At 71.3% G+C, this 25782-nt stretch carries 22 protein-coding genes; 12 read left to right on the top strand and 10 right to left on the bottom strand.

Going from position 1 to position 25782, the window contains the following annotated elements; all coding sequences use genetic code 11:
* Nucleotides 1-17: 17 nt before the first annotated feature.
* The 5 genes from ACFV9H_RS05075 to ACFV9H_RS05055 all read right to left on the bottom strand — a co-directional run bounded on the left by ACFV9H_RS05075 (nt 18) and on the right by ACFV9H_RS05055 (nt 5851).
* Nucleotides 18-2003 (bottom strand): prolyl oligopeptidase family serine peptidase, encoded by a 1986-nt coding sequence (locus tag ACFV9H_RS05075; RefSeq protein WP_385393460.1) that lies wholly within the window; start codon nt 2001-2003, stop codon nt 18-20.
* Nucleotides 2004-2016: 13 nt separating this feature from the next.
* Nucleotides 2017-3387 (bottom strand): M20/M25/M40 family metallo-hydrolase, encoded by a 1371-nt coding sequence (locus ACFV9H_RS05070; protein ID WP_385393458.1) that lies wholly within the window; start codon nt 3385-3387, stop codon nt 2017-2019.
* Nucleotides 3380-4213 (bottom strand): M55 family metallopeptidase, encoded by an 834-nt coding sequence (locus ACFV9H_RS05065; RefSeq protein ID WP_385393455.1) that lies wholly within the window; start codon nt 4211-4213, stop codon nt 3380-3382. Before ACFV9H_RS05065 ends, ACFV9H_RS05070 begins: the two co-directional genes overlap by 8 nt.
* A gap of 291 nt (nt 4214-4504) precedes the next feature.
* Complete coding sequence (locus ACFV9H_RS05060) at nt 4505-4948, bottom strand: SRPBCC family protein (protein WP_385393452.1); 444 nt, start codon at nt 4946-4948, stop codon at nt 4505-4507.
* Nucleotides 4949-5041: 93 nt separating this feature from the next.
* The gene (locus ACFV9H_RS05055) at nt 5042-5851 is read right to left on the bottom strand and encodes a hypothetical protein (protein ID WP_385393450.1); all 810 of its coding nucleotides are present in this window, start codon (nt 5849-5851) and stop codon (nt 5042-5044) included.
* A gap of 113 nt (nt 5852-5964) precedes the next feature.
* Here ACFV9H_RS05055 and ACFV9H_RS05050 point away from each other — a divergent pair, with 113 nt between their 5' ends.
* Together ACFV9H_RS05050 and ACFV9H_RS05045 are read left to right on the top strand one after the other, a co-directional pair.
* Nucleotides 5965-6996, top strand: coding sequence for an Rv2578c family radical SAM protein (locus tag ACFV9H_RS05050; protein ID WP_385393447.1), 1032 nt, complete (start codon nt 5965-5967; stop codon nt 6994-6996).
* Between the two features lie 112 nt (nt 6997-7108).
* Nucleotides 7109-8689, top strand: coding sequence for an alpha/beta hydrolase (locus ACFV9H_RS05045; protein ID WP_385393444.1), 1581 nt, complete (start codon nt 7109-7111; stop codon nt 8687-8689).
* On the opposite strand, the gene ACFV9H_RS05040 is transcribed toward ACFV9H_RS05045, so the two are convergent.
* The 3 genes from ACFV9H_RS05040 to ACFV9H_RS05030 form a co-directional block, all read right to left on the bottom strand.
* On the bottom strand, nt 8686-9087 hold the full coding sequence (locus ACFV9H_RS05040) for a hypothetical protein (RefSeq protein WP_385393442.1): 402 nt from the start codon (nt 9085-9087) through the stop codon (nt 8686-8688). The two genes, ACFV9H_RS05045 and ACFV9H_RS05040, sit on opposite strands and share 4 nt — an antisense overlap.
* 92 nt (nt 9088-9179) lie before the next feature.
* Complete coding sequence (locus ACFV9H_RS05035; protein WP_385393439.1) at nt 9180-9593, bottom strand: RidA family protein; 414 nt, start codon at nt 9591-9593, stop codon at nt 9180-9182.
* 12 nt (nt 9594-9605) lie between these two features.
* On the bottom strand, nt 9606-10166 hold the full coding sequence (locus ACFV9H_RS05030; RefSeq protein ID WP_385393437.1) for an adenylosuccinate lyase: 561 nt from the start codon (nt 10164-10166) through the stop codon (nt 9606-9608).
* Nucleotides 10167-10377: 211 nt separating this feature from the next.
* Between ACFV9H_RS05030 and ACFV9H_RS05025 the strand changes: the two genes are divergently transcribed.
* From ACFV9H_RS05025 to pssA, 10 genes are all read left to right on the top strand, one after another.
* Nucleotides 10378-11724 carry an RCC1-like domain-containing protein gene (locus ACFV9H_RS05025; RefSeq protein WP_385393434.1) on the top strand — a complete coding sequence of 449 codons (1347 nt, stop codon included), beginning with the start codon at nt 10378-10380 and terminating at the stop codon, nt 11722-11724.
* A gap of 438 nt (nt 11725-12162) precedes the next feature.
* Entirely contained in the window at nt 12163-13959 is a 1797-nt protein-coding gene (locus ACFV9H_RS05020; RefSeq protein ID WP_385393431.1) for a 3-hydroxyacyl-CoA dehydrogenase family protein, read from the top strand.
* A 163-nt stretch (nt 13960-14122) separates the two neighbouring features.
* On the top strand, nt 14123-14935 hold the full coding sequence (locus ACFV9H_RS05015) for a TetR family transcriptional regulator (protein ID WP_385393428.1): 813 nt from the start codon (nt 14123-14125) through the stop codon (nt 14933-14935).
* Between the two features lie 449 nt (nt 14936-15384).
* Nucleotides 15385-16722 carry a crotonyl-CoA carboxylase/reductase gene (gene ccrA / locus ACFV9H_RS05010; protein WP_385393426.1) on the top strand — a complete coding sequence of 446 codons (1338 nt, stop codon included), beginning with the start codon at nt 15385-15387 and terminating at the stop codon, nt 16720-16722.
* Nucleotides 16723-16753: 31 nt separating this feature from the next.
* Complete coding sequence (locus ACFV9H_RS05005; RefSeq protein WP_385393424.1) at nt 16754-18823, top strand: protein meaA; 2070 nt, start codon at nt 16754-16756, stop codon at nt 18821-18823.
* Nucleotides 18820-19794: an HpcH/HpaI aldolase/citrate lyase family protein gene (locus ACFV9H_RS05000; RefSeq protein ID WP_385393422.1), complete on the top strand. Its 975-nt coding sequence runs from the start codon at nt 18820-18822 to the stop codon at nt 19792-19794. The genes ACFV9H_RS05005 and ACFV9H_RS05000 overlap by 4 nt, the downstream gene beginning before the upstream one ends.
* 4 nt (nt 19795-19798) lie before the next feature.
* A complete protein-coding gene (locus tag ACFV9H_RS04995; protein WP_030155134.1) occupies nt 19799-20311 on the top strand; it encodes a MaoC family dehydratase in 513 nt (170 codons plus the stop codon).
* Between the two features lie 2 nt (nt 20312-20313).
* Entirely contained in the window at nt 20314-21519 is a 1206-nt protein-coding gene (locus tag ACFV9H_RS04990; RefSeq protein WP_376657407.1) for an acyl-CoA dehydrogenase family protein, read from the top strand.
* 186 nt (nt 21520-21705) lie between these two features.
* Nucleotides 21706-22362, top strand: coding sequence for a phosphatidylserine decarboxylase (locus ACFV9H_RS04985; RefSeq protein ID WP_376657408.1), 657 nt, complete (start codon nt 21706-21708; stop codon nt 22360-22362).
* A gap of 67 nt (nt 22363-22429) precedes the next feature.
* Nucleotides 22430-23212: a CDP-diacylglycerol--serine O-phosphatidyltransferase gene (gene pssA, locus ACFV9H_RS04980; RefSeq protein WP_384366238.1), complete on the top strand. Its 783-nt coding sequence runs from the start codon at nt 22430-22432 to the stop codon at nt 23210-23212.
* 214 nt (nt 23213-23426) lie between these two features.
* On the opposite strand, the gene ACFV9H_RS04975 is transcribed toward pssA, so the two are convergent.
* Both ACFV9H_RS04975 and ACFV9H_RS04970 read right to left on the bottom strand, forming a co-directional pair.
* A complete protein-coding gene (locus ACFV9H_RS04975) occupies nt 23427-24707 on the bottom strand; it encodes an ABC transporter substrate-binding protein (protein WP_385393419.1) in 1281 nt (426 codons plus the stop codon).
* The gene (locus tag ACFV9H_RS04970; RefSeq protein ID WP_385393524.1) at nt 24704-25738 is read right to left on the bottom strand and encodes a branched-chain amino acid ABC transporter permease; all 1035 of its coding nucleotides are present in this window, start codon (nt 25736-25738) and stop codon (nt 24704-24706) included. The genes ACFV9H_RS04975 and ACFV9H_RS04970 overlap by 4 nt, the downstream gene beginning before the upstream one ends.
* Nucleotides 25739-25782: the final 44 nt, after the last annotated feature.

Raw genomic sequence — 25782 nt, 5'->3', positions numbered from 1 at the left:
CACAGGCTCCACAGGCTTCAGCCGTGCAGGGCGAGACGGGGGACGTCCGCGCGTTCGATCCCGAAGACCTGGGCGTACAGCGAGAGTTCCGATTCCAGCGCCCGGATCATCGTCTCCGCCCGCCGGAAGCCGTGGCCCTCGCCCGCGAAGGCCACGTAGGCGTGCGGTACCGACCGGCCGCGCATGGCGGCGAGCAGGCGCTCCGCCTGGGCCGGCGGGCAGACCGGGTCGTCCAGCCCCTGGAGCAGCACGAACGGGGCGTTGATCCGGTCGGCGCGGGCCACCGGGGAGCGCTCGCGGGACAGTACGGGGAGGGTCCCCGGCGGCCCGGCCAGCCCGTCGATGTAGCGGGATTCCAGGTCGTGGGTCTCTTCGGCGAAGCCGAGCAGGTCCAGTACGGGGTAGATGATCGCGGCGCAGGCGTACAGGTCGGTGGCGGCGAGCGAGGCGGCCGCCGTCCAGCCGCCCGCGCTGGCGCCGCGGATGGCGAGCCGCCGCGGGTCGGCGGTGCCCTCGGCGGCCAGCGCCCGGGCCACGGCCGCGCAGTCCTCCACGTCGACCACGCCCCACTGCTCGCGCAGCCGCTCCCGGTAGGCGCGGCCGTAGCCGGTGGAGCCGCCGTAGTTCACCTCGACCACGCCGATGCCGCGCGAGGTGAAGTACGCGATGTGCAGGTCGAGTACGGGCGGGACGTGGTCGGTCGGGCCGCCGTGCGCCCACACCACGTACGGGGGCAGTTCGTCGGCGGCGGCCCGGCAGGCCGGGTGGTGCGGCGGGTAGACGTGCGCGTGGATCTCCCGGTTGTCGGGGCCGAGGAAGGTCCGGCTCTGCGGTTCCGGGTAGTACGCCGGGTCCACCGGGTCCGTCGCCCGCGCCCCCACCACCCGGGCGTGCCCGGTGGCGGTGTCCAGCTCCACGACCTCGTACGCGCTGCGCGGGCTGGCGGCGACCCCGTAGATCCGGGTGCCGTTGACGGCGAGCGTCGGCTGCCAGGCCGTCCACGGTCCGGCCGCGTCCACGAGGTCTCCGCTGTCCGGGTCGAGGACGCCGAGCACGGAGGAGCCCTGCCCGTGCAGGACGGCGACGAGCCCGTCGGGAAGCGCGGCGATCCAGCGCAGCCCGGGCTTCCACAGCGGTCCGCCGAACTCCTCTTCGCGCGGGCACAGGTTGACCGCCTCTCCGGTCTCCCGGTCGACTCGGTACGGGTTCCACCAGCCGCCGCGGTCGCTCACCGCGAGCAGGGTTCCGCCTGCCGTCCACTCGACCTGCGCGACGGCCTCCTCGGGACCGCCGAGCACGGTCCGGGGGCCCACGAGCGCGTCCCCGTCGATCTCGGCGAGCCTCAGCTCGGTGCCGTCCCAGGGCATCCGGGGGTGGTCCCACACCAGCCAGGCGGCGTGTCGGCCGTCGGGGGAGATCCGGGGGCCGGTACCGAACCGGTGCCGGTCGTCCGTCAGTTCCCGTACCGCGGACCGGTCTTCGGCCGCCGACCCGTCCAGCGGTACGGCGGCCAGGACGCGGCGCACGTCGGTGGGGGCGGGCCCGGTGAACTCCTCCAGCACGCACCAGACCTCGCCCCCGCGCAGCACCGGGTCGGCCCAGCGCAGCCCGCCGCCGACGGTGGAGACGGGCGTGAGCGGGCGGGGTTCGCGGCCGCCGGGCGCGTCCGGTTCGTACGCGTACAGTCGCTGATCGGCGAAGTGGACGAAGACCAACAGGGGGCCGTCCTTCGGCCGTTCGGCCCCGGCCCAGGGCAGGCCGCCGTACTCGGTGACCCGGCTGCGCACGTTCCACGGGGCGGGCAGCTCCGTGATCTCGGGGCCCGCGTCGGTGATGCGGCGGCGAACCAGGGTGCGGCGCCCGGCCTCCCGCGGCCGGGGCTCGGTCCACCACACCTCGGGGCCGACCGTGCCGAGGTACTCGGGCCGCCCGTCGAGCGAGGCGGCGAGGGCGGCGTCGATGGGCGAGGGCCAGCTTCCGTAGGGCCGGGTCGGCGCCGCCATCACCGGGACCCGCTCACAGGGTCCGCAGCGCGCGGTCGAGGACGCGGACGCCGAAGTGCAGGGCGTCGACGGGGACCCGCTCGTCCACGCCGTGGAAGAGGGCCCAGTAGTCGAAGCCGGGCGGCAGCTTCAGGGGGGAGAAGCCGTAGCCGGTGATGCCGAGGCGGGAGAACTGCTTGGCGTCGGTGCCGCCCGCCATGCAGAAGGGCACCACGTGCCCGTCCGGGTCGAACCGCTCGACGGACTCGCGCAGGATCGCGTACGTCCGCCCGTCGACGGGGGCCTGGAGGGCCACCTCCCGGTGGTGGAACTCCCACCGCACGTCGGGTCCGGTGAGTTCGTTCAGGGTGGTGATGAACTCGTCCTCGCCGCCCGGGACCATCCTGCCGTCGACGTACGCGGTGGCGTGCTCGGGGATCACGTTGAGCTTGTAACCGGCGCTGAGCATCGTGGGGTTGGCGCTGTTGCGTACGGTCGCGTCAACCAGGGTGGCGGCCGGGCCGAGCTTGTCGAGAACGGCGTCGAGGTCGAAGCCGGGCCGGCGCGGGTCCACCGACAGGCCCTGCAGCGCGGCGAGTTCGGTGATGCAGGCGGTGACGGTGTCGGTGAGCCGCACCGGCCACTCGTACTCGCCGATCCTCGCCACGGCGGCGGCGAGCCGGCTGACGGCATTGGCCCGGTTGGGCTTGGAGCCGTGCCCGGCCGTGCCGCGCGCGGTCAACTTCAGCCAGGCCGTGCCGCGTTCGCCCGCCGCGATCGGGTAGATGGCCTGACCGGGGTTCGGGTGCACGGTGAAGGCGCCGGATTCGCCGATGCCCTCCGTGCAGCCCTCGAAGAGGTGCGGGTGGTGGTCGGCGAGGAAGCCCGAGCCGTCGACGGCGCTGTCCTCCTCGTCGGCGGTGTAGGCGATCACGATGTCGCGGCGCGGCTTCACTCCCGCGCGCGCCCAGGCCCGTACGACGGCGAGCACCATCGCGTCCATGTTCTTCATGTCGACGGCGCCGCGCCCCCACACCACTCCGTCGCGGATCTCGCCGGAGAAGGGGTCCACGCTCCAGTCGGCGGCCTCGGCCGGGACGACGTCGAGGTGGCCGTGGACGAGGAGGGCTTCCGCGGAGGGGTCGGTGCCCTCGATCCGGGCGACGACGTTGGTGCGGCCGGGCGTGCGCTCCAGCAGGACCGGCTCCACGCCGGCGGCGGCGAGGCGCTCGGCGACGTACTCGGCGGCGGGGCGCTCGCGGCAGTCGCCGCCGCCCCGGTTGGTGGTGTCGATGCGGATGAGACCCGAGGTGAACTCGACGGCCTCGGAGAGGGCCGTTTCGTCGACGGCACCGGCGGCGTCTCCCGGTACGGCCTCGGTGTTGATTGCGTGCATGTCAGCCATACTGCTCCTCCACGGCCGCCGAGACGACCGTCGTGACCGCCTTGAAGGTGCGGATCCCCTCGTACATCGTCTCGCTGGTGTACGCGACCCTGCGCTCCCCGGACCGCTCGACGCCCGGGATCACGGTGGCGGCCATGGACAGGTGCTCGGCGTCGAACTCCAACTCCACGGTGTGCGGCCCGCGGAGCACGGGATCGCGGCGGCCCGCCAGGGCCGTGGCCTCCTTGGCGGCGGCCCGGATGTCGGCGGCGGTACGGGCGGGGGTCCGACAGACGGCGGCGTAGCGCGAGACGTGGTCCTTGACCGCGACGGTCACCGCGTCCGGGGCGTAGCCGGCGGCGTCCACACAGGTCAGGTCGTCGCCGGTGACCAGGATGACGGGGACTCCGTACTCGGCCACGACGTGCGCGTTGAGCAGCCCCTCGCTCGCGCGGACCCCGTTCAGCCAGACCCCGGTGATCGAGTTGGCGAGGTAGGTGTGGGCGAGCACGCCCTCGGAGCCGGCGCCCGTGTGGTAGCCGACGAAGGCGATCCCGTCGACGTCGCCGCGTTGGACGCCCTCGACCATGGAGAGGGACTTGTGGCGGCCGGTGAGCATCTCGGCGCGGGCGTCGAGGCGCTCCAGCAGCAGGTTGCGCATCGTGGAGTGGGCCTCGTTGATGACGACCTGGTCGGCGCCGCCGTCGTGGAAACCGAGGACGGCCGCGTTCACGTCGGAGGTGAACAACCCCCGGCAGCGCTCCCACTGGGGGGCGCCGGGCATCACGTCGTCGGGCCAGGTGACGCCGGTGGCGCCTTCCATGTCGGCAGAGATGAGGATCTTCATCGGGCCCCCCGGACGGTCGCTGTCTCTCAGGGCCCCACCCTAGGCCGTCTCCCCCGGATCCCACCCGACCCACGCCGCCCCGCCGGCCACCTCCCGCAGACCGACCGGCCCGGACCGCGAAATCCACCCGATCCGGTGAGCCCCCGGACCCCCGCGCGGGCGGCCCCGGCCGGGCCGAACCTCACCGGCCTGGCCGGGCCCCACCGGGCGGACCACCGGGGGCACGGCGGCCCCTGACGGGCCGGTTCGGGCCCGGTCCGGGCCCGGCCGGCCTCGGGCCAACAGCCTTGCTCAGGCCTCGACCTCGGCGGCCAGGTTGGCCAGCAGGGTGTCGTAGATCCGGCCGAGGCCCTTGGGCGCGAAGGTGCGCTCGAAGAAGCCGCCGATGCCGCCGGCGCCGTCCCACACGGTGGAGACCACGGCCTTGGACTTGCCCTCACCGGCCGGGGTGACCAGCCAGGTGGTGACCATGGAGGAGTTGCGATCCTTCTCCACCAGCTGCCCGTCGGTGGGCTCGGTGACCTCCAGCAGGCAGTCCCGTACGCGCTTGCTGGTGGCCTGGAGCTTCCAGTGCACCAGGGTGCCCTCGCCGTCGCCGCCCTCGCGCACCTCGTACTCGCTGAAGTGCTCGGGCAGCAGCTTGCCCCGGGTCCCGGTGTAGTCCGCCAGCGCGTCGAACACGGTCTCCGCGTCGGCCGCGATGATCCGCTCCGTGGTGGCCTCGACCTGCGCCATAGCTAGTCCTCCAGCAGTTGTGATCGCTCGTCACGCCGAAGCCAACCACCTCCGGGGCGGGGGCCCAAATCCGGCCCCGGGCCGGCCCCGGTGTCAGCCGCGGCAGTGCACGTTCACGAGCAGCGTGTCGGGCGGCAGTGCCTCCAGATACGCCTGCACACCGGCGTGCCCCGGGGCGAGCGGCGGGGCGTGCTCGCAGAAGCGGGGCAGGGGGCAGGCGGCGTGCACGGGCCCCTCCCCGCCCTCGACCCACCAGCCGTCGAGGGTGAGCACCTCCTCGTGGGGCAGGCAGGCGGCGGACTCGCGGCGCACGAACTCCTCGCGGCCGAGCCGGGCGAGGTCCTCGACCGGGTGGTTCAGGTGGAGGAATTCCCCGCCCACCCGCGGGCCGCGGTGCGCGGCGAGCAGGGCGTCCTTCCCCGTACGGAAAGCCCCCGGCAGCTCCTGGCCCGCGTACGCGCTGTGCTCCCCTCCGAACCCGCAGTGGTCGTCGCCGCTGCGCACGCGGCCGCCGCACGGCTCGGCGGGCGGGAGGTCGCGGGCCAGTTCGTGCCACAGGTCCCAGGCCCGGCCCGCGAGCCGCTCCCCCGCCGCGCGCGACTCCTCCAGGGCCGGCAGCCCGCGGGGCCCGCCCACACACAAACCCGGCACGGGATCTCCGCCGCGCGCCGGGTCCTCGTACACCGGCCGGGGATCGTTCTCGTGGCCGGGCCGGACCTGGTGGCCGCCGCGGAGCACGCCTTGATACGTCACCCCGCCGTCGATGCTCCACGCCTCCCAGAGGCCGAGCTCCCCTTCGGCCTCGCCCAGGCGCCCGAAGGGCGCCATGGCCGTGGCCACCGCCTCGTGGACCCGGTCCCGTGCCTCCCCGGGGAGGCACACCGTCATGCTCCATCCCGCCATGCGGCGCACCCTCGCACACCCGCCACCGCGCTGACCATCTGGTTTCCCATGCCGCACGATCATGGGAACGTATGTTCTATTCTCGGCGCCAGCCAGTACCGAGGGAGGCGCCCATGCGCTGGAACAACCTGACCGACGGCCCCACCGGCCCCGCCGCGCTGTTCGGGGCCGACGCCGTCGTCACCCGCACGTTCGACACCCCGGAGTTCCGCGGGATCACTTTCCACGAGGTGCGGGCCCGATCGATCGTCAACCGGGTGCCCGGCGCCTCCCGCATGCCGTTCGAATGGACCGTCAACCCCTACCGGGGTTGCTCCCACGCGTGTGTGTACTGCTTCGCCCGCAAGACGCACAGCTATCTCGACCTCGACACCGGCCTCGGCTTCGACTCGCAGATCGTCGTCAAGACCAACGCCCCCGAGCTGCTGCGCCGCGAGCTGGGCTCGCGGCGCCGGCCCGTCGCGCACATCGCCATGGGCACCAACGTGGACTGCTACCAGCGCGCCGAAGGCCGCTACGGACTGATGCCCGGGATCATCGAGGCGCTGCGCGACCACGCCAACCCGTTCTCGATCCTCACCAAGGGCACGCTGATCCTGCGCGACCTCCCCCTCCTCCGGCAGGCCGCCGAGGTCACCGAGGTCGGGATCTCGGTCTCCGTCGGCTTCACCGACACCGCCCTGTGGCGGACCGTCGAGCCCGGCACCCCCTCCCCCGCCGCGCGGCTGGCCGCCGTACGGACCCTGACCGACGCCGGGATCGAGTGCGGGGTGCTGATGGCCCCCGTGATCCCCTTCCTCGGGGACGCGCCGGAGCAGCTGCGGGAGACGGTCAGGGCCGTCGCCGAGTCCGGCGCGACCTCCGTGACACCCCTCGTACTCCATCTGCGGCCCGGGGCGCGCGAGTGGTTCACGGCCTGGCTCGGCGAACACCACCCGCACCTCGTCGCGCGGTACGAGCGGATGTACGCGGGCGGGTCGTACGCGCCCACCTGGTACCAGCGGCAGATCACCCGCCAAGTCCACGAACTCGCGGACGAATTCGGCATCGGGCCCGCCCGGCGCGGCGCGGCCCGCGCGGTCCTCGTACCGGAGCGACCCAGCGAGCCCGTGCCCGCCGGGGCGACCCAGTTGACCCTGCTGTGAACTCGGACGGCCCCTGAAGGCTCATCACATCGGGCCAATAAGCAGTGCAATCCCGTCTTCCAGGCACGGTTTCCGGGACGATTCCGCCCAGAACCCCTGGCTGGGAGGCCCCATGCTGCACCCCTTGAAGAAGCGCGCCGCCGTGCTGATGTCGATCTCCACCGCAATCGTCGCCGCCGCCCTGGCGAGCCCGGTCACGGCCGCGCCCGCCGCCTCGGCGCAGCAGCGGGCGGAGCGGGCTGCCGGCCTGCTCTGGACCGGCTGCGCGACCTCGCGCTACCCGACGCTGCAGTGCGCCTCCCTCAAGGTCCCCCTCGACCACGACCGGCCCGACGGGCGGCAGATCTCCCTCGCCCTGACCCGGGTCCCGCACACCGCCGCCACCTCCCAGGGTCCGCTGCTGGTCAACCCCGGCGGCCCCGGCGGCAGCGGCCGCGGCCTGGCCGGGTTCGTCGCCTCCGCCCTGCCCAAGGACGTGGCCGCGCAGTACGACGTGATCGGCTTCGACCCCCGCGGCGTCGGCAAGAGCGAGCCCGCGCTCGACTGCGGAGCCGGACACTTCGCCCCGGTGCGCCCCGACTCCGTGCCGCGCGACGCGGCCACCGAGCGGGCCAACCTGGAGCGGGTGCGGTCCTTCGCCGTGTCCTGCCGGGACAAGCACGCGGACGTGCTCCCGCACGTCGGCACCGTCTCGGCCGCCCGCGACATCGAGGTGCTGCGCGGTGCGCTCGGCGCGGAGCGGATCAGTTACTTCGGCTACTCCTACGGGACCTACCTGGGCGCCGTGTACGCGAAGCTGCACCCCACCCGCGTCCACCGGCTCGTCCTGGACTCCGTGGTCGACCCGAGCGGGGTCTGGTACCGGGACAACCTCGCCCAGGACCAGGCCTTCGACGCCCGCCACAAGGCCTTCCTCGCCTGGGTGGCCAAGTACGACGCCACGTACCGGCTCGGCACCGACCCGGTGCGGGTCGAGAAGCGCTGGTACGAGATGCGCGACGCGCTTCGGGCGACTCCGGCGGGCGGCAAGGTGGGCCCGTCGGAGCTGGAGGACACCTTCATGCCGGGCGGCTACTACAACGGCTACTGGCCGAACCTCGCGGCGGCGTTCGCGGCGTACGCGGTGGGCAAGGACCCGAAGCCGCTGGTGGCGGCGTACGAGCGGTTCGGCGCGGTGGAGCCCTCCGAAGGCAACGCGTACAGCGTGTACACGGCGGTGCAGTGCCGGGACTCGGCGTGGCCGCGGGACTGGAACGTGTGGCGCGCCGACATGTGGCGGACCCACGCCAAGGCGCCGTTCATGACCTGGAACAACGCCTGGTACAACGCCCCGTGCGCCTTCTGGCCGGCGGCGCCGCTCCAGGCCCCGGACGTGACCAACGCGGCGCTCCCGCCGGCCCTGCTCCTCCAGGCCACCGAGGATGCGGCGACCCCCTTCGGAGGGGGACTCAGCATGCGGGAGAAGCTGAAGGGCGCGGCCCTGGTGGTCGAGGAGGGCGGCGGCAACCACGGCATTTCGCTGGCCGGCAACAAGTGCCTGGACGAGAAGGTGTCGGCCTACCTGAAGACGGGCGCGGCCACCGACGCCACCTGCCCGGCCCAGCCGGCCCCGACCCCGGCCGCGGCGACCCGCGCCCTCCCCGCGTCGGCGGGCGGCGCGGCCCTCCACGGCCTGCTGGGCTTCCGGGGCTAGGCCGTCTCGTCCCGGATGCCCGGCGCGCCCGGCCCGCCCGCCACGGCGGGTCGGGCGCCTTGCCGACGGCCGCGCACGGCCCGCGTCAGCCGGGTGATGCCGTAGCCGAGCAGCCAGGGCAGTACCGTGATCGCTCCGACGTAGATCCCGACGAAGCCGACGAAGAAGTCCTCCTGCCAGTTCTCCCTGCCCACGGATTCCAGGGGCAGCACGGCATTCGTCCCCGCGACGCCGACCGGCAGGACCGGCAGCAGCCACGCCCACAGCCGCGGCCACAGGCCGGGCCTGCGGGCGCACCACACCCCCAGGGCGCCCATCGCGAACGGTCCGAAGGGCACCCACAGCAGCACCGGGACGAACAGGACCGCCCACCAGTCGTCCGAATACCCGAACATCATCGGCGCCCCCTGAAGTCGATCCGCCCCTGTGGGGCGTACTCCCCGGCCGCAACCCCGTTTGAACCTGTTCAGCCCCTCGGGTTTGAACTCGTTCAGTCAGGCAGTACCGCGAACGCCTCGATCTCCAGGAGCAGTTCGGGCCGGAACAGGGCGGCGACCTGGACGGCGGAGGAGGCCGGCAGCCGGTCGGCGGGGATGACGGCGTCGCGCGCCTCCCGGACGGCCGGGAGGTGGGCGACGTCCGTGACGAAGTAGGTCAGCTTCACCACGTCGTCGAAGCCGGCTCCGGCGGCGGCCAGGCAGCGGCGCAGGTTCTCGAACACCTGGCGGGCCTGCGCGGCCGGGTCCCCCTCGCCGACGATCTCGCCCTTCTCGTCGAAGGCGCACTGGCCGGATACGGCGACGAACCGTCCGGTCCCCCAGACCACGTGGTGGTAGCCGGTTCCGGGACTGACGCCCTCCGGGGCGGATATGCGGGTGAGGTGGTTGCCTCCGTGTTCGCTCATGCGGTGATCATGTCAGTCGAGCGCGCGCAGTGAAGCCGTCGCCGCCACCGCGAGGCGGGGGTGGGACTGGGCGCGGGTGAGGAGTTCGCGGGCGCGGGGGTCGGCGAGGACGCCGAGCCCCTCGACGCAGGCGAGGGCCACCCGCCAGTAAGGGTCGTTCGGGGACAGCAGCCGGGAGAGGGTCGCCATCAGCGCGGGGGCCGACTCCGGGGCGCGCAGGGCGGTGAGCAGCCGGACGGGCTGGAGGGCGTAGGCCGTGCGCAGGGCGTTGGTGGCGAGGGCGGCGGCCGCGCGGGCGGTGCGCGGGTCGTCGAGGACGGCCAGCGCCTCGGCGGCGGCCGCGCAGCGGGGCGGGTCGCGGTGGTTCAGCAGCAGGACCAGGGACTCGAAGGCCCGGCGGTCGCCGGCGAGGCCCAGGCGGTACGCGGCCAGTTCGCGGGCCCACAGCGGCAGTCCGGCCGAGGTCAGGGCGGCGGCCAGATCGTCGGGGCGGGCCACGAGGAGGACCTCGTACTCCGCACGCTCCGGCGAACCGGCGGCTTCCGCCCGCAGTCGCTCCAGCACGTCGTTCACGCGGCCACCCTAGAGGAGTGGGCCAGTCGGCCGAATGCCGTTGGCGAATGCCGTAGCCGGTCGCGTGTCGGGATCCCGGGCTCCGAGGTTCCGCATCATGCTCGGTGCCCGTGGATCGGCCTCGGAGGCCCCGGATTCCGCCCCTGTCACTCGGCGCCGATCGGGCCCCCGTGACAACAGGCCGTCCGAAAACACCTACGGGAGGATGGCCATGCGATTCCCACGCCCCGGCGACTCGGTGCGGACATTGCGGAGACGAGCCGCGGCCGTCTGCGTCGCGGCACTGCTGACGAGCGCCATCTCCTCGGGCACCGGGCTCGCCGCGCGCGTGGACCATACGAGAGCCATCACCCCCGGCCCCGTGGTCGCCTGGGGCAACGGCACTCTCGGCCAGTTGGGCGACGGCCGCACGAGCAGCAGTCCCGTCCCGGTCCGCACCTCGCGCATCCGCCAGGTCATCGACCTTGACGGCGGAGCCGGCCACACCGTCTCCCTCCGCGCGGACGGCACCGTGTGGACCTGGGGTCTCAACGACCGCGGCCAGTTGGGCAACGGCACCACGCGCAGCACCGACAGGCCCGTACGGGTGTGCGCACCGGGGCAGAGCGCGCCCTGTTCGAGGCCACTCACCGACGTGGTCGCCGTCTCGGCCGGCGCCTCCCACACGCTCGCCCTGCGGTCCGACGGCACCGTCGTCGCCTGGGGCGACAACGAATACGGTCAGCTCGGTGACGCCACCAGCACGGACAGGAGCACTCCCGTCCAGGTGTGCGCGCCGGGCCAGACCGCCCCGTGCAGCAGCTTCCTCACCGGCATCACCAACCTGGACGCCGGGTACTGGCACAACCTCGCCGTGCAGATCGGCGGGACCCTGCACAGCTGGGGCCTGAACTCCTCCGGCCAGCTCGGCGACGGCAGCAACGTGTTCAACAGCACCACGCCCGTCCAGGCAGCCCTCACCGGCGCGCCCGGGAACGTGGCGGCGGGCCGCTACCACAGCCTCGCGCACATGACCGACAGCACGGTCCGCAGCTGGGGCTTCAACGGTTTCGGCCAGCTCGGCGACGGCACGACCACCAGTACCAATCTCCCCGTCCAGGTCTGCGCGCAGGGACAGACCGCGCCCTGCGCCGCCTTCCTCACCGGCGTGAACGAGGTCGCCGCGGGCGCGGACTACAGTCTCGCGCTGCCCACGGACGGAACGATCCGCGGCTGGGGGGACAACGGCTTCGGCCAGCTCGGGGACGGCACGACGACCCACCGGAACACGCCGGTCCAGACCTGCGCCGAGGGGCAGACCGCGCCCTGCGGCGCCTTCCTCACCGGGGTGATCGGGTTCGCCGCAGGCGGCTATCACACCCTCGCACTGCAGTCGGACCTCACACTGAAGGGCTGGGGCTACAACCTCAGCGGCCAGATCGGCGACGGCACGACGGCCAACCGGAGCACACCGGTCCAGGTCTGCGCGGTGAGGCAGACCGCGCCCTGCTCACAACCGCTGAGCGGAGTGATCGCGGTGGCCGCGGGCGGGGACCACAGCCTGGCCACCCACCACTGAGCCGCTGAGCGACTGAGCCACTGAGCTTTCAGGACCGGATCGTGCCGCTGCCCGGCCGATCCGGTCCGTTCGTTTTCGGACGCGTTGATCGATGATCGATGATCGGTACATTTGGGCGGTACAGGTCACATCTCCGCGCTCTGGCGCGACAGTTACCGCCGAGTTAATGTCCTTCCATACGTACGAGGGTGGCCTGGTGACGCAGCCGCCTCGTGCCAGTCGGTTCTGCACGACTTCACGGCGTGACCCCGGGACAGGGTTCCGCCGCTTCCGCCCTCCGGGCCCCGCCCCCACCCGGGCTGTCGCCCACGGGCTTCTCCACACGGCATTTCGCACCGTTGTTCCGCACCGCCCTCAGCGCGCCGGGACACGGCATCCGCGCGCACCGTGCGCCGCGCGCGCCCCTCAGTCGTCACCCTCTTCCACTGGAGTCCCTCGATGGACCGTCCGTCCAGTCAGCCCGCCCTCCAGACCATCGCCGTCGTCGGCCTCGGCACGATGGGCACCGGCATCGCCGAGGTCCTCGTCCGCGCCGGCCGCGAGGTCATCGGCATCGACATCAGCGAGACCGCCGCCCGCCGGGCCTCGGACTCCCTCGCCGCCGCCACCGCGCGCTCCGTCGCCAAGGATCGACTCACCGAGCAGGAGCGGTCGGACGTGCTCGCCCGCTTCCGCACCTACTCGGACCTGGCCGCCGCCGCCGACGCCGATCTCGTCATCGAGGTCGTCCCGGAGAACTACGAGCTCAAGCAGCAGGTGTTCCGCGAGCTCGACGCGGTCGTCCGGCCCGACGCGATCCTGGCCACCGGCACCAACGCCCTGTCGGTGACCCGCATGGCCGCCGAGTCGCAGCGGCCCGAGCGCGTGCTGGGCCTGCACTTCTTCAACCCGGCGCCGGCGATGAAGCTGGTCGAGGTCGTCTCCTGCGTGCTGACCGCCCCGCCGGCCGTCGAGGCGGTCACCGAGCTGGCCCGCGAGCTCGGCAAGGAGCCCGTGTCGGTCGGCGACCGGCCCGGTTTCGTCGCCGACGGCCTGCTCTTCGGCTACCTGAACCAGGCCGCCGCCATGTACGAGTCGAAGTACGCCTCCCGCGAGGACATCGACGCGGCGATGCGGCTCGGCTGCGGTCTGCCCATGGGCCCGCTGGCGCTGCTCGACCTGATCGGCGTGGACACCGCCCGCACCGTCCTGGAGGCCATGTACGCCTCCTCCGGCGACCGGCTGCACGCCCCGGCGCCGATCCTCGGGCAGCTCGCCGAGGCGGGCCTGACCGGGCAGAAGGCCGGGCGCGGCTTCTACACGTACGAGGCTCCGGGCAGCTCCGCGGTGGTTCGTGACGCGCAGACCCCGGCGGACGGGGCCCGCCTCGGCGAGGGTCGTCCGGTCACCTCGGTCGGCGTGGCCGGCTCGGGCACGATGGCGAGCGGGATCGCGCAGGTCTTCGCGCAGGCCGGCTTCCAGGTGGTCCTCGCCGCCCGCAGCCAGGAGAAGGCGGACGCGGCGAAGGCCGCGATCGGCAAGTCCCTCGGCCGTGCGGTGGCCAAGGGCCGGCTGACCGAGGACGGCGCCGCGCAGACCCTGGCCCTGATCACGCCGGCCGGTTCGCTGGACGCCTTCGCCGAGGTGGACCTGGCCGTGGAGGCCGTCGCCGAGGACCTGGCGGTCAAGCAGGAACTGTTCGCGGCGCTGGACAAGGTCTGCAAGCCGGGTGCGGTGCTGGCCACGACCACCTCCTCGCTGCCGGTGATCGCGGTCGCCCGCGTGACCTCGCGCCCGCAGGACGTGATCGGCATGCACTTCTTCAACCCGGCGCCGGCGATGAAGCTGGTCGAGGTGGTCCGGACCGTCCTGACCGCCGACGACGTGCACGCCACGGTCCGCGAGGTCTGCACCAAGGTGCGCAAGCACCCGGTGGACTGCGGGGACCGGGCCGGTTTCATCGTGAACGCGCTGCTGTTCCCGTACCTCAACAACGCGATCAAGATGGTCGAGCAGCACTACGCCGGCATCGACCAGATCGACGCGGCGATGAAGCTGGGCGGCGGCTACCCGATGGGGCCCTTCGAGCTGCTCGACGTGGTCGGGCTCGACGTCTCGCTGGCCATCGAGAAGGTCCTGCACAAGGAGTTCCGCGACCCGGGCCTGGCCCCGTCCCCGCTGCTGGAGCACCTGGTGGCGGCGGGCTGCCTGGGCCGGAAGACCGGCCGCGGTTTCCGTGAGTACGCCCGTCGGTAAGTCGGCGGGCCCTGAGCCGGATGCGTGGGGAGGGCTGCTCGGGTCCGCCGGACCCTCACGGCGGACTGACCCTCCCGAGCCCAGTGCGGGCTCTCCCCCGCATCCACCCCCGTCCCACCCCCCGCAGGCGCGCTCCCCTGCACGAATGAAGTACTTTCGCTCTATGTCCCAGCCCGCCAAGACCTCACCCCGTGCCGCCACGGCATCCGACGCGCCGGAGAGCGCGGCAGGCACCAAGGCGGCCGCTCAGCGGCTCAAGATGCGCCGCGAGCTCGCCGCGGCGGCCATGGAGCTGTTCGCGACCAAGGGGTACGAGGCGACGACGGTCGACGAGATCGCCGCGACCGCCGGGGTGGCCCGCCGGACCTTCTTCCGGCACTTCCGCTCCAAGGAAGAGGCGATCTTCCCCGATCACGACGACACCCTGACCCGCGCCGAGGCCGTCCTCGACGTGGCCCCGGCACACGAGCACCCGCTCGACACGGTGTGCCGCGGGATCAAGGAAGTCATGAAGATGTACGCCGCCTCGCCGGCGGTGTCGGTGGAGCGCTACCGGCTGACCCGCGAGGTGCCGGCGCTGCGGGAGCGGGAGATCGCCTCGGTGGCCCGGTACGAGCGACTGTTCACCCGCTACCTGCTGGCCCACTTCGACGAGACCGACCACCACGACGGCAACGACGATCCGCTGCTGGCCGAGGTGGCCGCCTCGGCGGTGGTGACCGCCCACAACCACGTGCTGCGGCGCTGGCTGCGGGCGGGCGGGCAGGGGGACGTGGAGGCGCAGCTGGACCACGCCTTCTCGATCGTCCGCAAGACCTTCGGCACGGGCATCGGCGCCGGCCGCACCCTGACCACCGCGCCGCCCGCCCCGGCGGAGGTGCGCACGCAGGGCGAGGTCCTGGTGGCGGTGGCGCGTACCGACGCCCCGCTGGACGAGGTCATGCGAACCATCGAAGAAGCCCTGCGGAGCAAGTAGTCGAAAGAGCGACACGCGTCGAAAGAGCAACACGCGTCGAAAGAGCGACACGCGTCGAAGGAGCAACACGCGCGACGCTCGTCACACTGGCCGCCCCCGACATCGGGGGCGGCCTTTTGCTTTGTCCGGCTTGCCCCTACTCACGGGTAACTCTGATCGATCATCGCTCATCCGCGCAGGTCAATCGGCAAATGAGAGAAAGTTTTGGCACGCGGTGCCTTGCTGAGTGACACGGGGTGCCATACGTTGAATCTCGTCCGGACGTCCCCGCGGTCCACGCCCACTCGGCACCGACCGCGCCCCGGATGCCTGCGTCACCAGGCCACCGCACGCCCCACCACAGGCGTCGCCGCACCACCGCACCAGCCGGACCGACGGCACACCCACACGCTCCACGCACCCCCGCTCACCTCAGCGCACCCTCATCAGCGCTAGCCGGAGGCTCTACCGTGAAGGACATCCTGGACGCGATTCAGTCGCAGTCCGCCACCGCCGCAGACTTCGCAGCCCTGCCGCTGCCCGACTCGTACCGCGCGATCACCGTGCACAAGGACGAGGTCGAGATGTTCGCGGGGCTGACGACACGCGAGAAGGACCCGCGCAAGTCCCTGCACCTGGACCAGGTCCCGGTGCCGGAGCTCGGCCCGGGTGAGGCCCTGGTGGCCGTCATGGCCTCGTCGGTCAACTACAACTCGGTGTGGACCTCGATCTTCGAGCCGGTGTCCACCTTCAGCTTCCTGGAGCGCTACGGGCGCCTGTCGGAGCTCACCAAGCGCCACGACCTCCCGTACCACATCATCGGCTCCGACCTCGCGGGCGTCGTGCTGCGCACCGGCCCCGGCGTGAACGCCTGGAAGCCGGGCGACGAGGTCGTCGCGCACTGCCTCTCGGTCGAGCTGGAGTCCTCCGACGGCCACAACGACACGATGCTCGACCCCGAGCAGCGGATCTGGGGCTTCGAGACCAACTTCGGCGGCCTGGCGGAGATCGCCCTCGTCAAGTCCAACCAGCTGATGCCGAAGCCCGACCACCTGAGCTGGGAGGAGGCCGCCTCACCCGGCCTGGTCAACTCCACCGCCTACCGCCAGCTGGTCTCCCGCAACGGCGCCGGCATGAAGCAGGGCGACAACGTCCTGATCTGGGGCGCCAGCGGCGGCCTCGGCTCCTACGCCACCCAGTTCGCGCTGGCCGGCGGCGCCAACCCGATCTGCGTGGTCTCCAGCCCCGAGAAGGCGGACATCTGCCGGGCCATGGGCGCGGAGGCGGTCATCGACCGCAACGCGGAGGGCTACAAGTTCTGGAAGGACGAGCACACCCAGGACCCGAAGGAGTGGAAGCGCTTCGGCAAGCGCATCCGCGAGCTGACCGGCGGCGAGGACATCGACATCGTCTTCGAGCACCCCGGCCGCGAGACCTTCGGCGCCTCCGTGTACGTCACCCGCAAGGGCGGCACGATCACCACCTGCGCCTCGACCTCGGGCTACATGCACGAGTACGACAACCGCTACCTGTGGATGTCGCTCAAGCGGATCATCGGCTCGCACTTCGCGAACTACCGCGAGGCGTGGGAGGCCAACCGCCTGGTCGCCAAGGGCAAGATCCACCCCACCCTGTCGAAGGTCTACTCCCTGGAGGAGACCGGTCAGGCCGCCTACGACGTCCACCGCAACCTCCACCAGGGCAAGGTCGGCGTCCTCGCGCTGGCCCCCGAGGAGGGTCTGGGCGTGCGTGACCACGAGCTGCGTGCGACGCACCTCGACGCGATCAACCGCTTCCGCAACATCTGAGTCCGTTCAAAGGCCTAAGGGACAGCCTGAGATGACAGAGCGCCAGAAGGACCGTCCGTGGCTCATGCGGACGTACGCCGGCCACTCCACGGCCGAGGCGTCCAACGAGCTGTACCGCCGCAACCTCGCCAAGGGCCAGACCGGCCTGTCGGTCGCGTTCGACCTGCCGACGCAGACCGGCTACGACCCCGACCACATCCTCGCCCGCGGCGAGGTGGGCCGGGTCGGGGTCCCGGTCTCCCATCTGGGCGACATGCGGCGGCTGTTCCAGGACATACCCCTGGAGCAGATGAACACCTCGATGACGATCAACGCCACCGCCATGTGGCTGCTGGCGCTCTACCAGGTGGCCGCCGAGGAGCAGGGTGCGGACATCTCGCAGCTCCAGGGCACCACGCAGAACGACATCGTCAAGGAGTACCTCTCGCGCGGGACGCACGTCTTCCCGCCCGGGCCCTCGCTCCGCCTGACGACGGACATGATCGCGTACACGGTCAACCACATTCCCAAGTGGAACCCGATCAACATCTGCTCGTACCACCTCCAGGAGGCCGGGGCCACCCCGGTCCAGGAGATCTCGTACGCGATGTCGACCGCGATCGCCGTCCTCGACTCGGTGCGCGACTCGGGCCAGGTGCCCGAGGAGCGCTTCGGCGAGGTCGTCGCCCGGATCTCCTTCTTCGTGAACGCGGGTGTCCGCTTCATCGAGGAGATGTGCAAGATGCGTGCCTTCGGCCGCATCTGGGACAAGGTCACCCGGGAGCGCTACGGCATCGAGAACGAGAAGCAGCGGCGCTTCCGCTACGGCGTCCAGGTCAACTCCCTGGGCCTGACCGAGGCACAGCCGGAGAACAACGTCCAGCGCATCGTGCTGGAGATGCTCGCGGTCACCCTCTCCAAGGACGCCCGCGCCCGCGCCGTGCAGCTGCCCGCCTGGAACGAGGCGCTGGGCCTGCCCCGGCCCTGGGACCAGCAGTGGTCGCTGCGCATCCAGCAGGTCCTCGCCCACGAGAGCGACCTGCTGGAGTACGAGGACATCTTCGCCGGATCCCACGTCATCGAGGCCAAAGTCGACTCCCTGGTCGCCGACTGCCTGGCCGAGATCGACCGGATCCAGGAGATGGGCGGCGCCATGGCGGCCGTCGAGTCCGGGTACCTGAAGTCCCAGCTGGTCTCCTCGCACGCCGAGCGGCGGGCGCGGATCGAGGCCGGCGAGGACAAGATCGTCGGCGTCAACTGCTTCCAGCAGACCGAGGAGAACCCGCTCACCTCGGACCTGGACGGCGCCATCATGACGGTCGACCCGGCGGTGGAGGCGCTCACCGTCGAGCGCATCGCCCGCTGGCGGGCCGAGCGGCAGGAGTCCTCGGACCGGCAGGGGAACGGCGATCCCTTCGTCTTCCCCACCACCCAGCAGGCCCTGGAGCGCCTCAAGGAGGCCGCCGCCGGCACCGAGAACCTGATGGAGGCCACCCTGGAGTGCGCCCGAGCCGGTGTCACCACCGGCGAGTGGTCGAGCGCGCTGCGCGAGGTCTTCGGCGAGTTCCGCGCCCCGACCGGGGTCTCCTCGGCCCCGGTGGCGGTCACCGCCGAGCCCGGTACGCCGATGCACGAGGTCCGCGAGAAGGTGGCCCGTACGGCCGACGAGCTCGGCTCCGGCCGGCTGCGTCTGCTGGTCGGCAAGCCCGGACTGGACGGGCACTCCAACGGCGCCGAGCAGATCGCCGTGCGGGCCCGCGACGCGGGCTTCGAGGTGGTCTACCAAGGCATCCGGCTGACACCGGAGGAGATCTCCTCGGCGGCACTGGCCGAGGACGTGCACTGCGTGGGACTGTCCATCCTGTCCGGCTCGCACAGCGCGCTCGTCCCGGACGTCCTGGAAAGGCTCCGTCTGGCGGGGGCGGGTGACATTCCCGTCATCGTCGGCGGCATCATTCCGAACGCCGACGCCGTGTCGCTCAAGGCGGCCGGAGTCGCCGCGGTCTTCACTCCGAAGGACTTCGGCATCACGGAGATCATCGGCCGTATCGTCGACGAGATCCGCAAGGCCAACAAGCTCCACCCTCTCGAAATCGTTGCAAGCACGGAGGTCCCCGCATGACCACGCCAGTCCACCCGGTGAACCGCCTTCGCCCGCGTCGCTCCTGCCTCGCGGTGCCCGGCTCGAACCCGCGGTTCCTCGAGAAGGCCCAGGGCCTGCCGGCCGACCAGGTCTTCCTCGACCTGGAGGACGCCTGCGCGCCGCTGGCCAAGGAAGGCGCCCGCCACACCATCGTGGACGCGCTGAACAACGGCGACTGGACGGGCAAGACCCGGGTCGTGCGCGTCAACGACTGGACCACCCACTGGACGTACCGCGACGTCATCACGGTCGTCGAGGGCGCCGGCCAGAACCTCGACTGCATCATGCTGCCGAAGGTCCAGGACGCCCAGCAGGTCGTGGCCCTCGACCTGCTGCTGACGCAGATCGAGAAGACCATGGGCTTCGAGGTCGGCAAGATCGGCATCGAGGCGCAGATCGAGAACGCCAGGGGCCTGGTGAACGTCGACGAGATCGCCGCCGCCTCGCCCCGGCTGGAGACCATCATCTTCGGCCCGGCCGACTTCATGGCCTCGATCAACATGAAGTCCCTGGTCGTGGGCATGCAGCCGCCCGGCTACGGTGCGGACGCCTACCACTACATCCTGATGCGGATCCTGATGGCGGCCCGCATGCACAACCTCCAGGCGATCGACGGTCCCTTCCTCCAGATCCGCGACGTGGACGCGTACCGCGAGGTGGCGGGCCGGGCGGCGGCGCTGGGCTTCGACGGCAAGTGGGTGCTGCACCCCGGTCAGGTCGACGCGGCGAACGAGGTCTTCTCCCCCTCGCAGGAGGACTACGACCACGCCGAGCTGATCCTCGACGCGTACGACTGGTGCACCTCGGAGGCCGGCGGCAAGAAGGGCTCCGCGATGCTCGGCGACGAGATGATCGACGAGGCCAGCCGCAAGATGGCCCTGGTCATCGCGGGCAAGGGCCGCGCCGCCGGCATGCAGCGCACCAGCAAGTTCGAGATCCCGGAGGCCTAGGACCATGCAGTTCGGACGCACCTACGAAGAGTTCGAGGTCGGGGCGGTCTACAAGCACTGGCCCGGAAAGACGGTCACCGAGTACGACGACCACCTCTTCTGTCTGCTGACCATGAACCACCACCCGCTCCACATGGACAGCAATTACGCGGAGAACACGACCGACTTCGGAAAGAACGTCGTCGTGGGCAACTACATCTACTCGCTGCTGCTCGGCATGTCCGTGCCGGACGTCTCCGGGAAGGCCATCGCCAACCTGGAGATCGAGTCCCTGCGGCACGTGGCGCCGACCTTCCACGGCGACACGATCTACGGCGAGACCACCGTCCTCGACAAGACCCCGTCGAAGTCGAAGAACGACCGCGGCATCGTCTACGTCGAGACCAAGGGCTACAAGCAGGACGGCACCCTCGTCTGCGTCTTCCGGCGCAAGGTGATGGTTCCGACCGAGACGTACATCAAGGAGCGCGGCGGCGAGCAGCCCGGCCGCCCCCAGCTGAAGGAACAGGGGAAGTAGCCATGGCCCGACTCGCCCAGACCGCCGGGCTCACCGACGTCCAGCGGGAGATCCTCAAGACCGTCCGCGAGTTCGTCGACAAGGAGATCATCCCGGTCGCGACCGAGCTGGAGCACCGCGACGAGTACCCGCAGGACATCGTCGACGGCCTCAAGGAGCTCGGCCTCTTCGGCCTGATGATCCCGGAGGAGTACGGCGGCCTCGGTGAGTCGCTCCTCACCTACGCGCTGTGCGTCGAGGAGATAGCGCGTGGCTGGATGTCCGTCTCGGGCATCATCAACACCCACTTCATCGTCGCGTACATGCTCAAGCAGCACGGCACCCAGGAGCAGAAGGACCACTTCCTCCCGCGCATGGCGCTGGGCGAGGTGCGCGGCGCGTTCTCGATGTCCGAGCCGGCGCTGGGCTCCGATGTGTCGGCCATCACCTCGAAGGCGGTGAAGGACGGCGACGAGTACGTCCTGAACGGCCAGAAGATGTGGCTGACGAACGGTGGATCCTCGACGCTGGTGGCCGTTCTCGTCCGAAGTGACGAAGGACACCCGGAGGGCACCGCGCCCCACAAGTCGATGACGACCTTCCTCGTCGAGAAGGAGCCGGGCTTCGGTGAGGTCCGTCCGGGCCTGACCATCCCGGGCAAGATCGACAAGATGGGTTACAAGGGCGTCGACACGACCGAACTCATCATGGACGGACTGCGCATTCCGGCCAATCGGGTACTCGGCGGCCAGACGGGCCGAGGGTTTTACCAAATGATGGACGGCGTCGAGGTCGGCCGCGTCAACGTGGCGGCGCGTGGCTGCGGCGTCGCTCAGCGTGCGTTCGAGCTGGGTGTCTCGTATGCCCAGCAACGTCACACTTTCGGCAAGGCCATCGCCGAACACCAGGCGATCCAGTTCAAGCTGGCCGAGATGGCTACCAAGGTCGAAGCCGCCCATGCCATGATGGTGAACGCAGCACGCAAAAAGGACTCTGGGGAACGAAACGACCTCGAAGCAGGGATGGCGAAGTACCTCGCCTCCGAGTACTGCAAGGAGGTGGTCGAGGACGCCTTCCGTATCCATGGCGGCTACGGGTTCTCGAAGGAGTACGAGATCGAGCGTCTCTACCGGGAGGCTCCGATGCTGCTCATCGGTGAAGGTACTGCCGAGATCCAGAAAATGATCATCGGGCGACGCCTGCTCGAGGAGTACCGACTCCAGGGCTGAAAGTCCCTTTTGCGGCGAATCATCCATCGATTCGCCGCATAAGGGTCACTTCCAGTGACTGGCTGACGGCCATCGACTCGGCTTCTGGCTTGCCCAGTTGTTGCGCGCAACCGATAGCATTCCAGTAAAGCCGCCGTCCCGTCCCCCCGTTTGCGGCGCGGCAATCACCCGCTACGAAGGTCATCCATGCCCCACAGCCAAACCTCTGCACCTCGCGACAGCCTCCTTGGCGTACGCCTCGCGCGCGGAGCATCGCCGTGGCTTCTGCCGACCGTCGCCACCGCGGCACTCAGCCTCTCCCGGGCCCGCAAGTCCGGACGCTGGGCCGCGGCGGCCGTGCCCGCCACCGCGCTCGCCGCGGGCATGTTGTGGTTCTTCCGCGACCCCGAGCGCGAGATCGCCCAGGGTCGGGTCATCTCGCCCGCCGACGGTGTGGTGCAGAGCATCATGCCGTGGAAGGACGGGCGGACCCGGGTCGCGATCTTCATGAGCCCGCTGAACGTCCACGTCAACCGCGCGCCCCTCGCGGGCACGGTGACGTCCGTGGAGCACATCCCCGGCGGATTCGTCCCGGCGTTCAACAAGGAGAGCGAGAACAACGAGCGCGTTGTCTGGCACTTCGACACCGAGCTCGGCGACATCGAGATGGTGCAGATCGCCGGCGCCGTCGCGCGACGCATCGTCCCGTACCTGCCGGCCGGTACCAAGGTGGAGCAGGGCGAACGCATCGGTCTGATCCGCTTCGGCTCGCGTGTCGACATCTACCTCCCCGAGGGTGTCGAGGTCGCGGTCGAGGTCGGGCAGGCCACCACCGCGGGGGTGACCCGAATTGACCGTGACTGACCCTGAGACTCCTGCCGCCGGCTGGGTTCCGGAGTCCGCCGCCGAGGAAGAGTCCACCGAGGACGACATGCCGCTCTCGCTGCGGCTGTCGATAGCGGACACCCTCACCCTCGGCAACGCGACCTGCGGATTCATGGCGGTGTACTTCACCACCACCGGAATCCTCATCCCGCACCTCACCGGCAGCGGCGAATCGGGCATGGCCCGGCACAGCGCGGCGACCGCGGTGATACTGATGCTGCTCGCGGCGGTCTTCGACCTCTTCGACGGGATCGTGGCCCGCAAGCTGCGCAGCTCGCCGATGGGCGCCGAGCTGGACAACCTGTCCGACCTGATCAGCTTCGGCCTGGCGCCGGCGTACTTCGTGCTGGTCTACGGCATGGTCGCCGACGACGCGCACCAGAAGATGTCGGCGCTCGCCGCGATCGTGGTGCTGCTGGCCGTGGTGCTCAGACTCGCGAGATTCAGCTGCGTGACCATGAAGGACGGCATGTTCCAGGGCATGCCGAGCCCCTTCGGCGCGTTGACGGTCGTCTCGATCGTGCTGCTGGAGCTGCCGTTCGTCCCGACGCTGCTGGCGATCATCGGGGTGGCCTGGCTGATGGTGAGCCGGGTCGAGTACCCCAAGCCGCGGGGTGTCCTCGCGGTGGCGATGCTGAGCTGGATCGTCGGTGCGATGGGTCTGCTGGCGGCCTGGGCGTTCGACGCGCCGGGCGGTCAGCTGCTGCTCCAGACGGGCTGCGCGCTGCAGATCGCGCTGGCGGCGACGATTCCGCTGTTCGCGACGACCCGCCGGGCGAACACCTTCCGGCACAACCGTCGCGAGGCCCGAGCCACGACGCTGCGCTAGCCGTACCGCTCGTACGCGGGAGGGCCCCCGGATGCCAATGGCGTCCGGGGGCCCTTTCGTCGTTTCCGGGTGCGGGTCCACTGCCGCGGCTCCGCCCCGGACCCCGCTCCTCAAACGCCGGAGGGGCTGGGTGGTGCCGCCCGGCGGGGCTGAGAGGTACTGCACGGCAGCGCGGAGGCAGCCCGTCGCCGGACTGGAGCGCCGCCCGCAGGGCTCAGGTGCCTGGGGTGTAGGCCTGCGCCGCAGGAGCCACCGCGGCCTCCTTGATGACCTTCAGGCCGCCCGGGGTGGACTCGTCCGGCTTCATGATCACGCTCTGGCGGGTTGAGGGGGCCTTCGGGTCGGAGAAGTCGTGGGTGATGCCGAAGCCGCCGTCGTAGGACTTCAGGCTCAGCAGGGCCTTCGTGACGCCCTCGCGGGTGAGGTCCTTGTCCGTGCAGGCCTTCTTCAGGGCCTCTCCGTAGACCCCGGCGGCCGTGTAGCCGGCCACGACCCCGTTGTCGAGGCCCGCGCCCGGGTACGCCTCCTTGTAGGCCGTGGCCAGGGCCGCCGGGCCCGGGGCCGGGGAGCCGATCGGCAGGCTCGACGCCGCGACGTAGTAGTCCTTCTGGAGGGCCGCGCCCGCCGGGGTGGCGAGCAGCTGCGGGGCGAAGGCCGAGTTGTTGCCGACCACGGGGACGTTCCAGCCGCCCGCCGCGGCGACGCCGACCAGCGAGGCGGCCTGCTTGGGACCGGCGCTGATCACCACGGCCTTGACCCCGGCCTGCTTGAGGGCGGCGACCTGCGCGGACATGTCGTTGTCCGTGGGCTTGATCTTCTGCTCGACCACCGTGAGGCCCGCCTCCTTGGCGGCGTGCTTGGAGCCGGCCAGGGCGTTCTCGCCGTAGTCCCCCTCGAAGTACACGTGCCCGATCCTGTCGCCGGAGGCGATCCGCTTCTGGTCGAGGAGGTAGCCGACGGCGTTGACCGTCTCGATGTCGTACGTGGCCCCCACCGTCCGGATCGCCGGGCTGCCCAGCAGGGACGCGGACCAGGCCTGCGGGATGACCAGGCCCTTGTCCTGGCCGTCGATGCGGCCCTTGGCGGCGGCCACGAACGGGGAGCCGATGAACTGGGCGAAGCCCAGTACCTCCGGCTCCAGCTCGGTGTAGCCCGCGAGGGCCTTCTGCGGGTCGTAGCCGTGGTCGCGGACCGTGAGCTCCAGTTGGCGGCCGCAGATGCCTCCCGAGGCGTTGGTCTGCTTGATCCAGAGCTGCTGGGCCTGCGTGACGCTCTTGCCGAGGGTGGCGTAGACGCCGGTCATGTCGGTGAGGGCGCCGAGCTTGATGGTGGTGGCGGTGACCCCCTTGCCGGTCTTGACGCCACCCTCGCCCTGCTTGTCGCCGCCCGAGGTGTTCGCCTTTCCGCTGCACCCGGCGGCGCCGGTGAGCAGGAGCGCGGCCGCGAGGGCCGCCGTACCGAGTCGCGCTCGCTGGTCCGTGCCGGGTCTCTTCACGCTGGCTCCTTCGGAGGTCGGATCCGGGCGAGGCCGCCCGGGAGGAACAGGACGACGGCGACGACGGCCGCGCCGTACAGGTAGCGGGACGCCTCGCCCGGGGAGACCCCGCCCGTGCCGGGCGCGGAGACGAGCGGGAGGGCGTCGCTGTAGCGGGTGAGCAGCTGGGGCAGGAGGGAGACGAACACGGCGCCGATGACGGCTCCGGCGACCGTGCCGAGGCCGCCGATCACGATCATGGCGAGGTATTCGAGGGACAGGACCATGCCGAAGTAGTCGGGCACGGTGCGCTGGAAGACCAGGGCGAGCAGGACCCCCGCCAACCCGGCGTACATGGACGACAGGACGAAGACGGCCGCGCGGTAGCGGGCGACGGGAACGCCCATCACCCCGGCCGCGATGTTGTGGTCACGGATGGCGTTCATGGCTCGGCCGGGGCGCCCGCGCAGGACGCCGCGGGCGAAGAGGGCGCAGGCCAGGAGCGCGGCGAGGGCCACGTACCAGAGCTTCTCGGCGGACTGGAAGGGGACGGCGGCGATCACGGTCTCGGTGTCGTCGAAGGTGATCCCGAGGAGGGAGAGGGGTTCGACGTCCCGGCCGTTGAAGCCGCCGGTGAGGGAGGTCGCGTTGAACAGCACGTGCTGCCCGATGAAGATCAGCGCGAGGGTGGCGATGCCGAGGTACGCGCCCCGCAGGCGCCCGGCGATGGGGCTGAAGAGCCCGCCGGCGGCTCCCGAGAGGGCCACGGCGAGTACGGCCGCCAGCCAGCTGGGCAGCCCGAGGCCGACCGGTTCGTGGCCCGGGGAACCCCCGCCGTTCCCGGCGAGGGCGCAGTAGCCGTACGCCCCGACGGCGAGGAAGAAGGCGTGGCCCATGGACAGCTGCCCGGTGGCCCCGGTGAGCAGGTTGAGGCCGATGGCGCCGATGCCGGCGGCGATGGCGAAGAGGCCCGCCTGCAGCCAGAAGCGCTCCAGGTAGAAGGGCAACGCGAGCAGCACGAGGCCGCCTGCGGCCGGCAGGACGTACCGGATGCGGTTGCGCCCCGCGGTGGTCCGGAGCCCACGGACGGCGGCCC

This window comes from Streptomyces sp. NPDC059874, from assembly GCF_042731135.1.
Lineage (GTDB): Bacteria > Actinomycetota > Actinomycetes > Streptomycetales > Streptomycetaceae > Streptomyces.
This window is presented reverse-complemented; position numbering and strand designations above follow the sequence as displayed.

What these genes read in the sequence shown, in the direction of transcription:
- ACFV9H_RS05075 (WP_385393460.1), bottom strand. Translation starts at nt 2,003, where the DNA reads ATGGCGGCGCCGACCCGGCCCTACGGAAGCTGGCCCTCGCCCATCGAC.
- ACFV9H_RS05070 (WP_385393458.1), bottom strand. Translation starts at nt 3,387, where the DNA reads ATGGCTGACATGCACGCAATCAACACCGAGGCCGTACCGGGAGACGCC.
- ACFV9H_RS05065 (WP_385393455.1), bottom strand. Translation starts at nt 4,213, where the DNA reads ATGAAGATCCTCATCTCTGCCGACATGGAAGGCGCCACCGGCGTCACC.
- ACFV9H_RS05060 (WP_385393452.1), bottom strand. Translation starts at nt 4,948, where the DNA reads ATGGCGCAGGTCGAGGCCACCACGGAGCGGATCATCGCGGCCGACGCG.
- ACFV9H_RS05055 (WP_385393450.1), bottom strand. Translation starts at nt 5,851, where the DNA reads ATGGCGGGATGGAGCATGACGGTGTGCCTCCCCGGGGAGGCACGGGAC.
- ACFV9H_RS05050 (WP_385393447.1), top strand. Translation starts at nt 5,965, where the DNA reads ATGCGCTGGAACAACCTGACCGACGGCCCCACCGGCCCCGCCGCGCTG.
- ACFV9H_RS05045 (WP_385393444.1), top strand. Translation starts at nt 7,109, where the DNA reads ATGCTGCACCCCTTGAAGAAGCGCGCCGCCGTGCTGATGTCGATCTCC.
- ACFV9H_RS05040 (WP_385393442.1), bottom strand. Translation starts at nt 9,087, where the DNA reads ATGATGTTCGGGTATTCGGACGACTGGTGGGCGGTCCTGTTCGTCCCG.
- ACFV9H_RS05035 (WP_385393439.1), bottom strand. Translation starts at nt 9,593, where the DNA reads ATGAGCGAACACGGAGGCAACCACCTCACCCGCATATCCGCCCCGGAG.
- ACFV9H_RS05025 (WP_385393434.1), top strand. Translation starts at nt 10,378, where the DNA reads ATGCGATTCCCACGCCCCGGCGACTCGGTGCGGACATTGCGGAGACGA.
- ACFV9H_RS05020 (WP_385393431.1), top strand. Translation starts at nt 12,163, where the DNA reads ATGGACCGTCCGTCCAGTCAGCCCGCCCTCCAGACCATCGCCGTCGTC.
- ACFV9H_RS05015 (WP_385393428.1), top strand. Translation starts at nt 14,123, where the DNA reads ATGTCCCAGCCCGCCAAGACCTCACCCCGTGCCGCCACGGCATCCGAC.
- ACFV9H_RS05005 (WP_385393424.1), top strand. Translation starts at nt 16,754, where the DNA reads ATGACAGAGCGCCAGAAGGACCGTCCGTGGCTCATGCGGACGTACGCC.
- ACFV9H_RS05000 (WP_385393422.1), top strand. Translation starts at nt 18,820, where the DNA reads ATGACCACGCCAGTCCACCCGGTGAACCGCCTTCGCCCGCGTCGCTCC.
- ACFV9H_RS04995 (WP_030155134.1), top strand. Translation starts at nt 19,799, where the DNA reads ATGCAGTTCGGACGCACCTACGAAGAGTTCGAGGTCGGGGCGGTCTAC.
- ACFV9H_RS04990 (WP_376657407.1), top strand. Translation starts at nt 20,314, where the DNA reads ATGGCCCGACTCGCCCAGACCGCCGGGCTCACCGACGTCCAGCGGGAG.
- ACFV9H_RS04985 (WP_376657408.1), top strand. Translation starts at nt 21,706, where the DNA reads ATGCCCCACAGCCAAACCTCTGCACCTCGCGACAGCCTCCTTGGCGTA.
- pssA (WP_384366238.1), top strand. Translation starts at nt 22,430, where the DNA reads ATGCCGCTCTCGCTGCGGCTGTCGATAGCGGACACCCTCACCCTCGGC.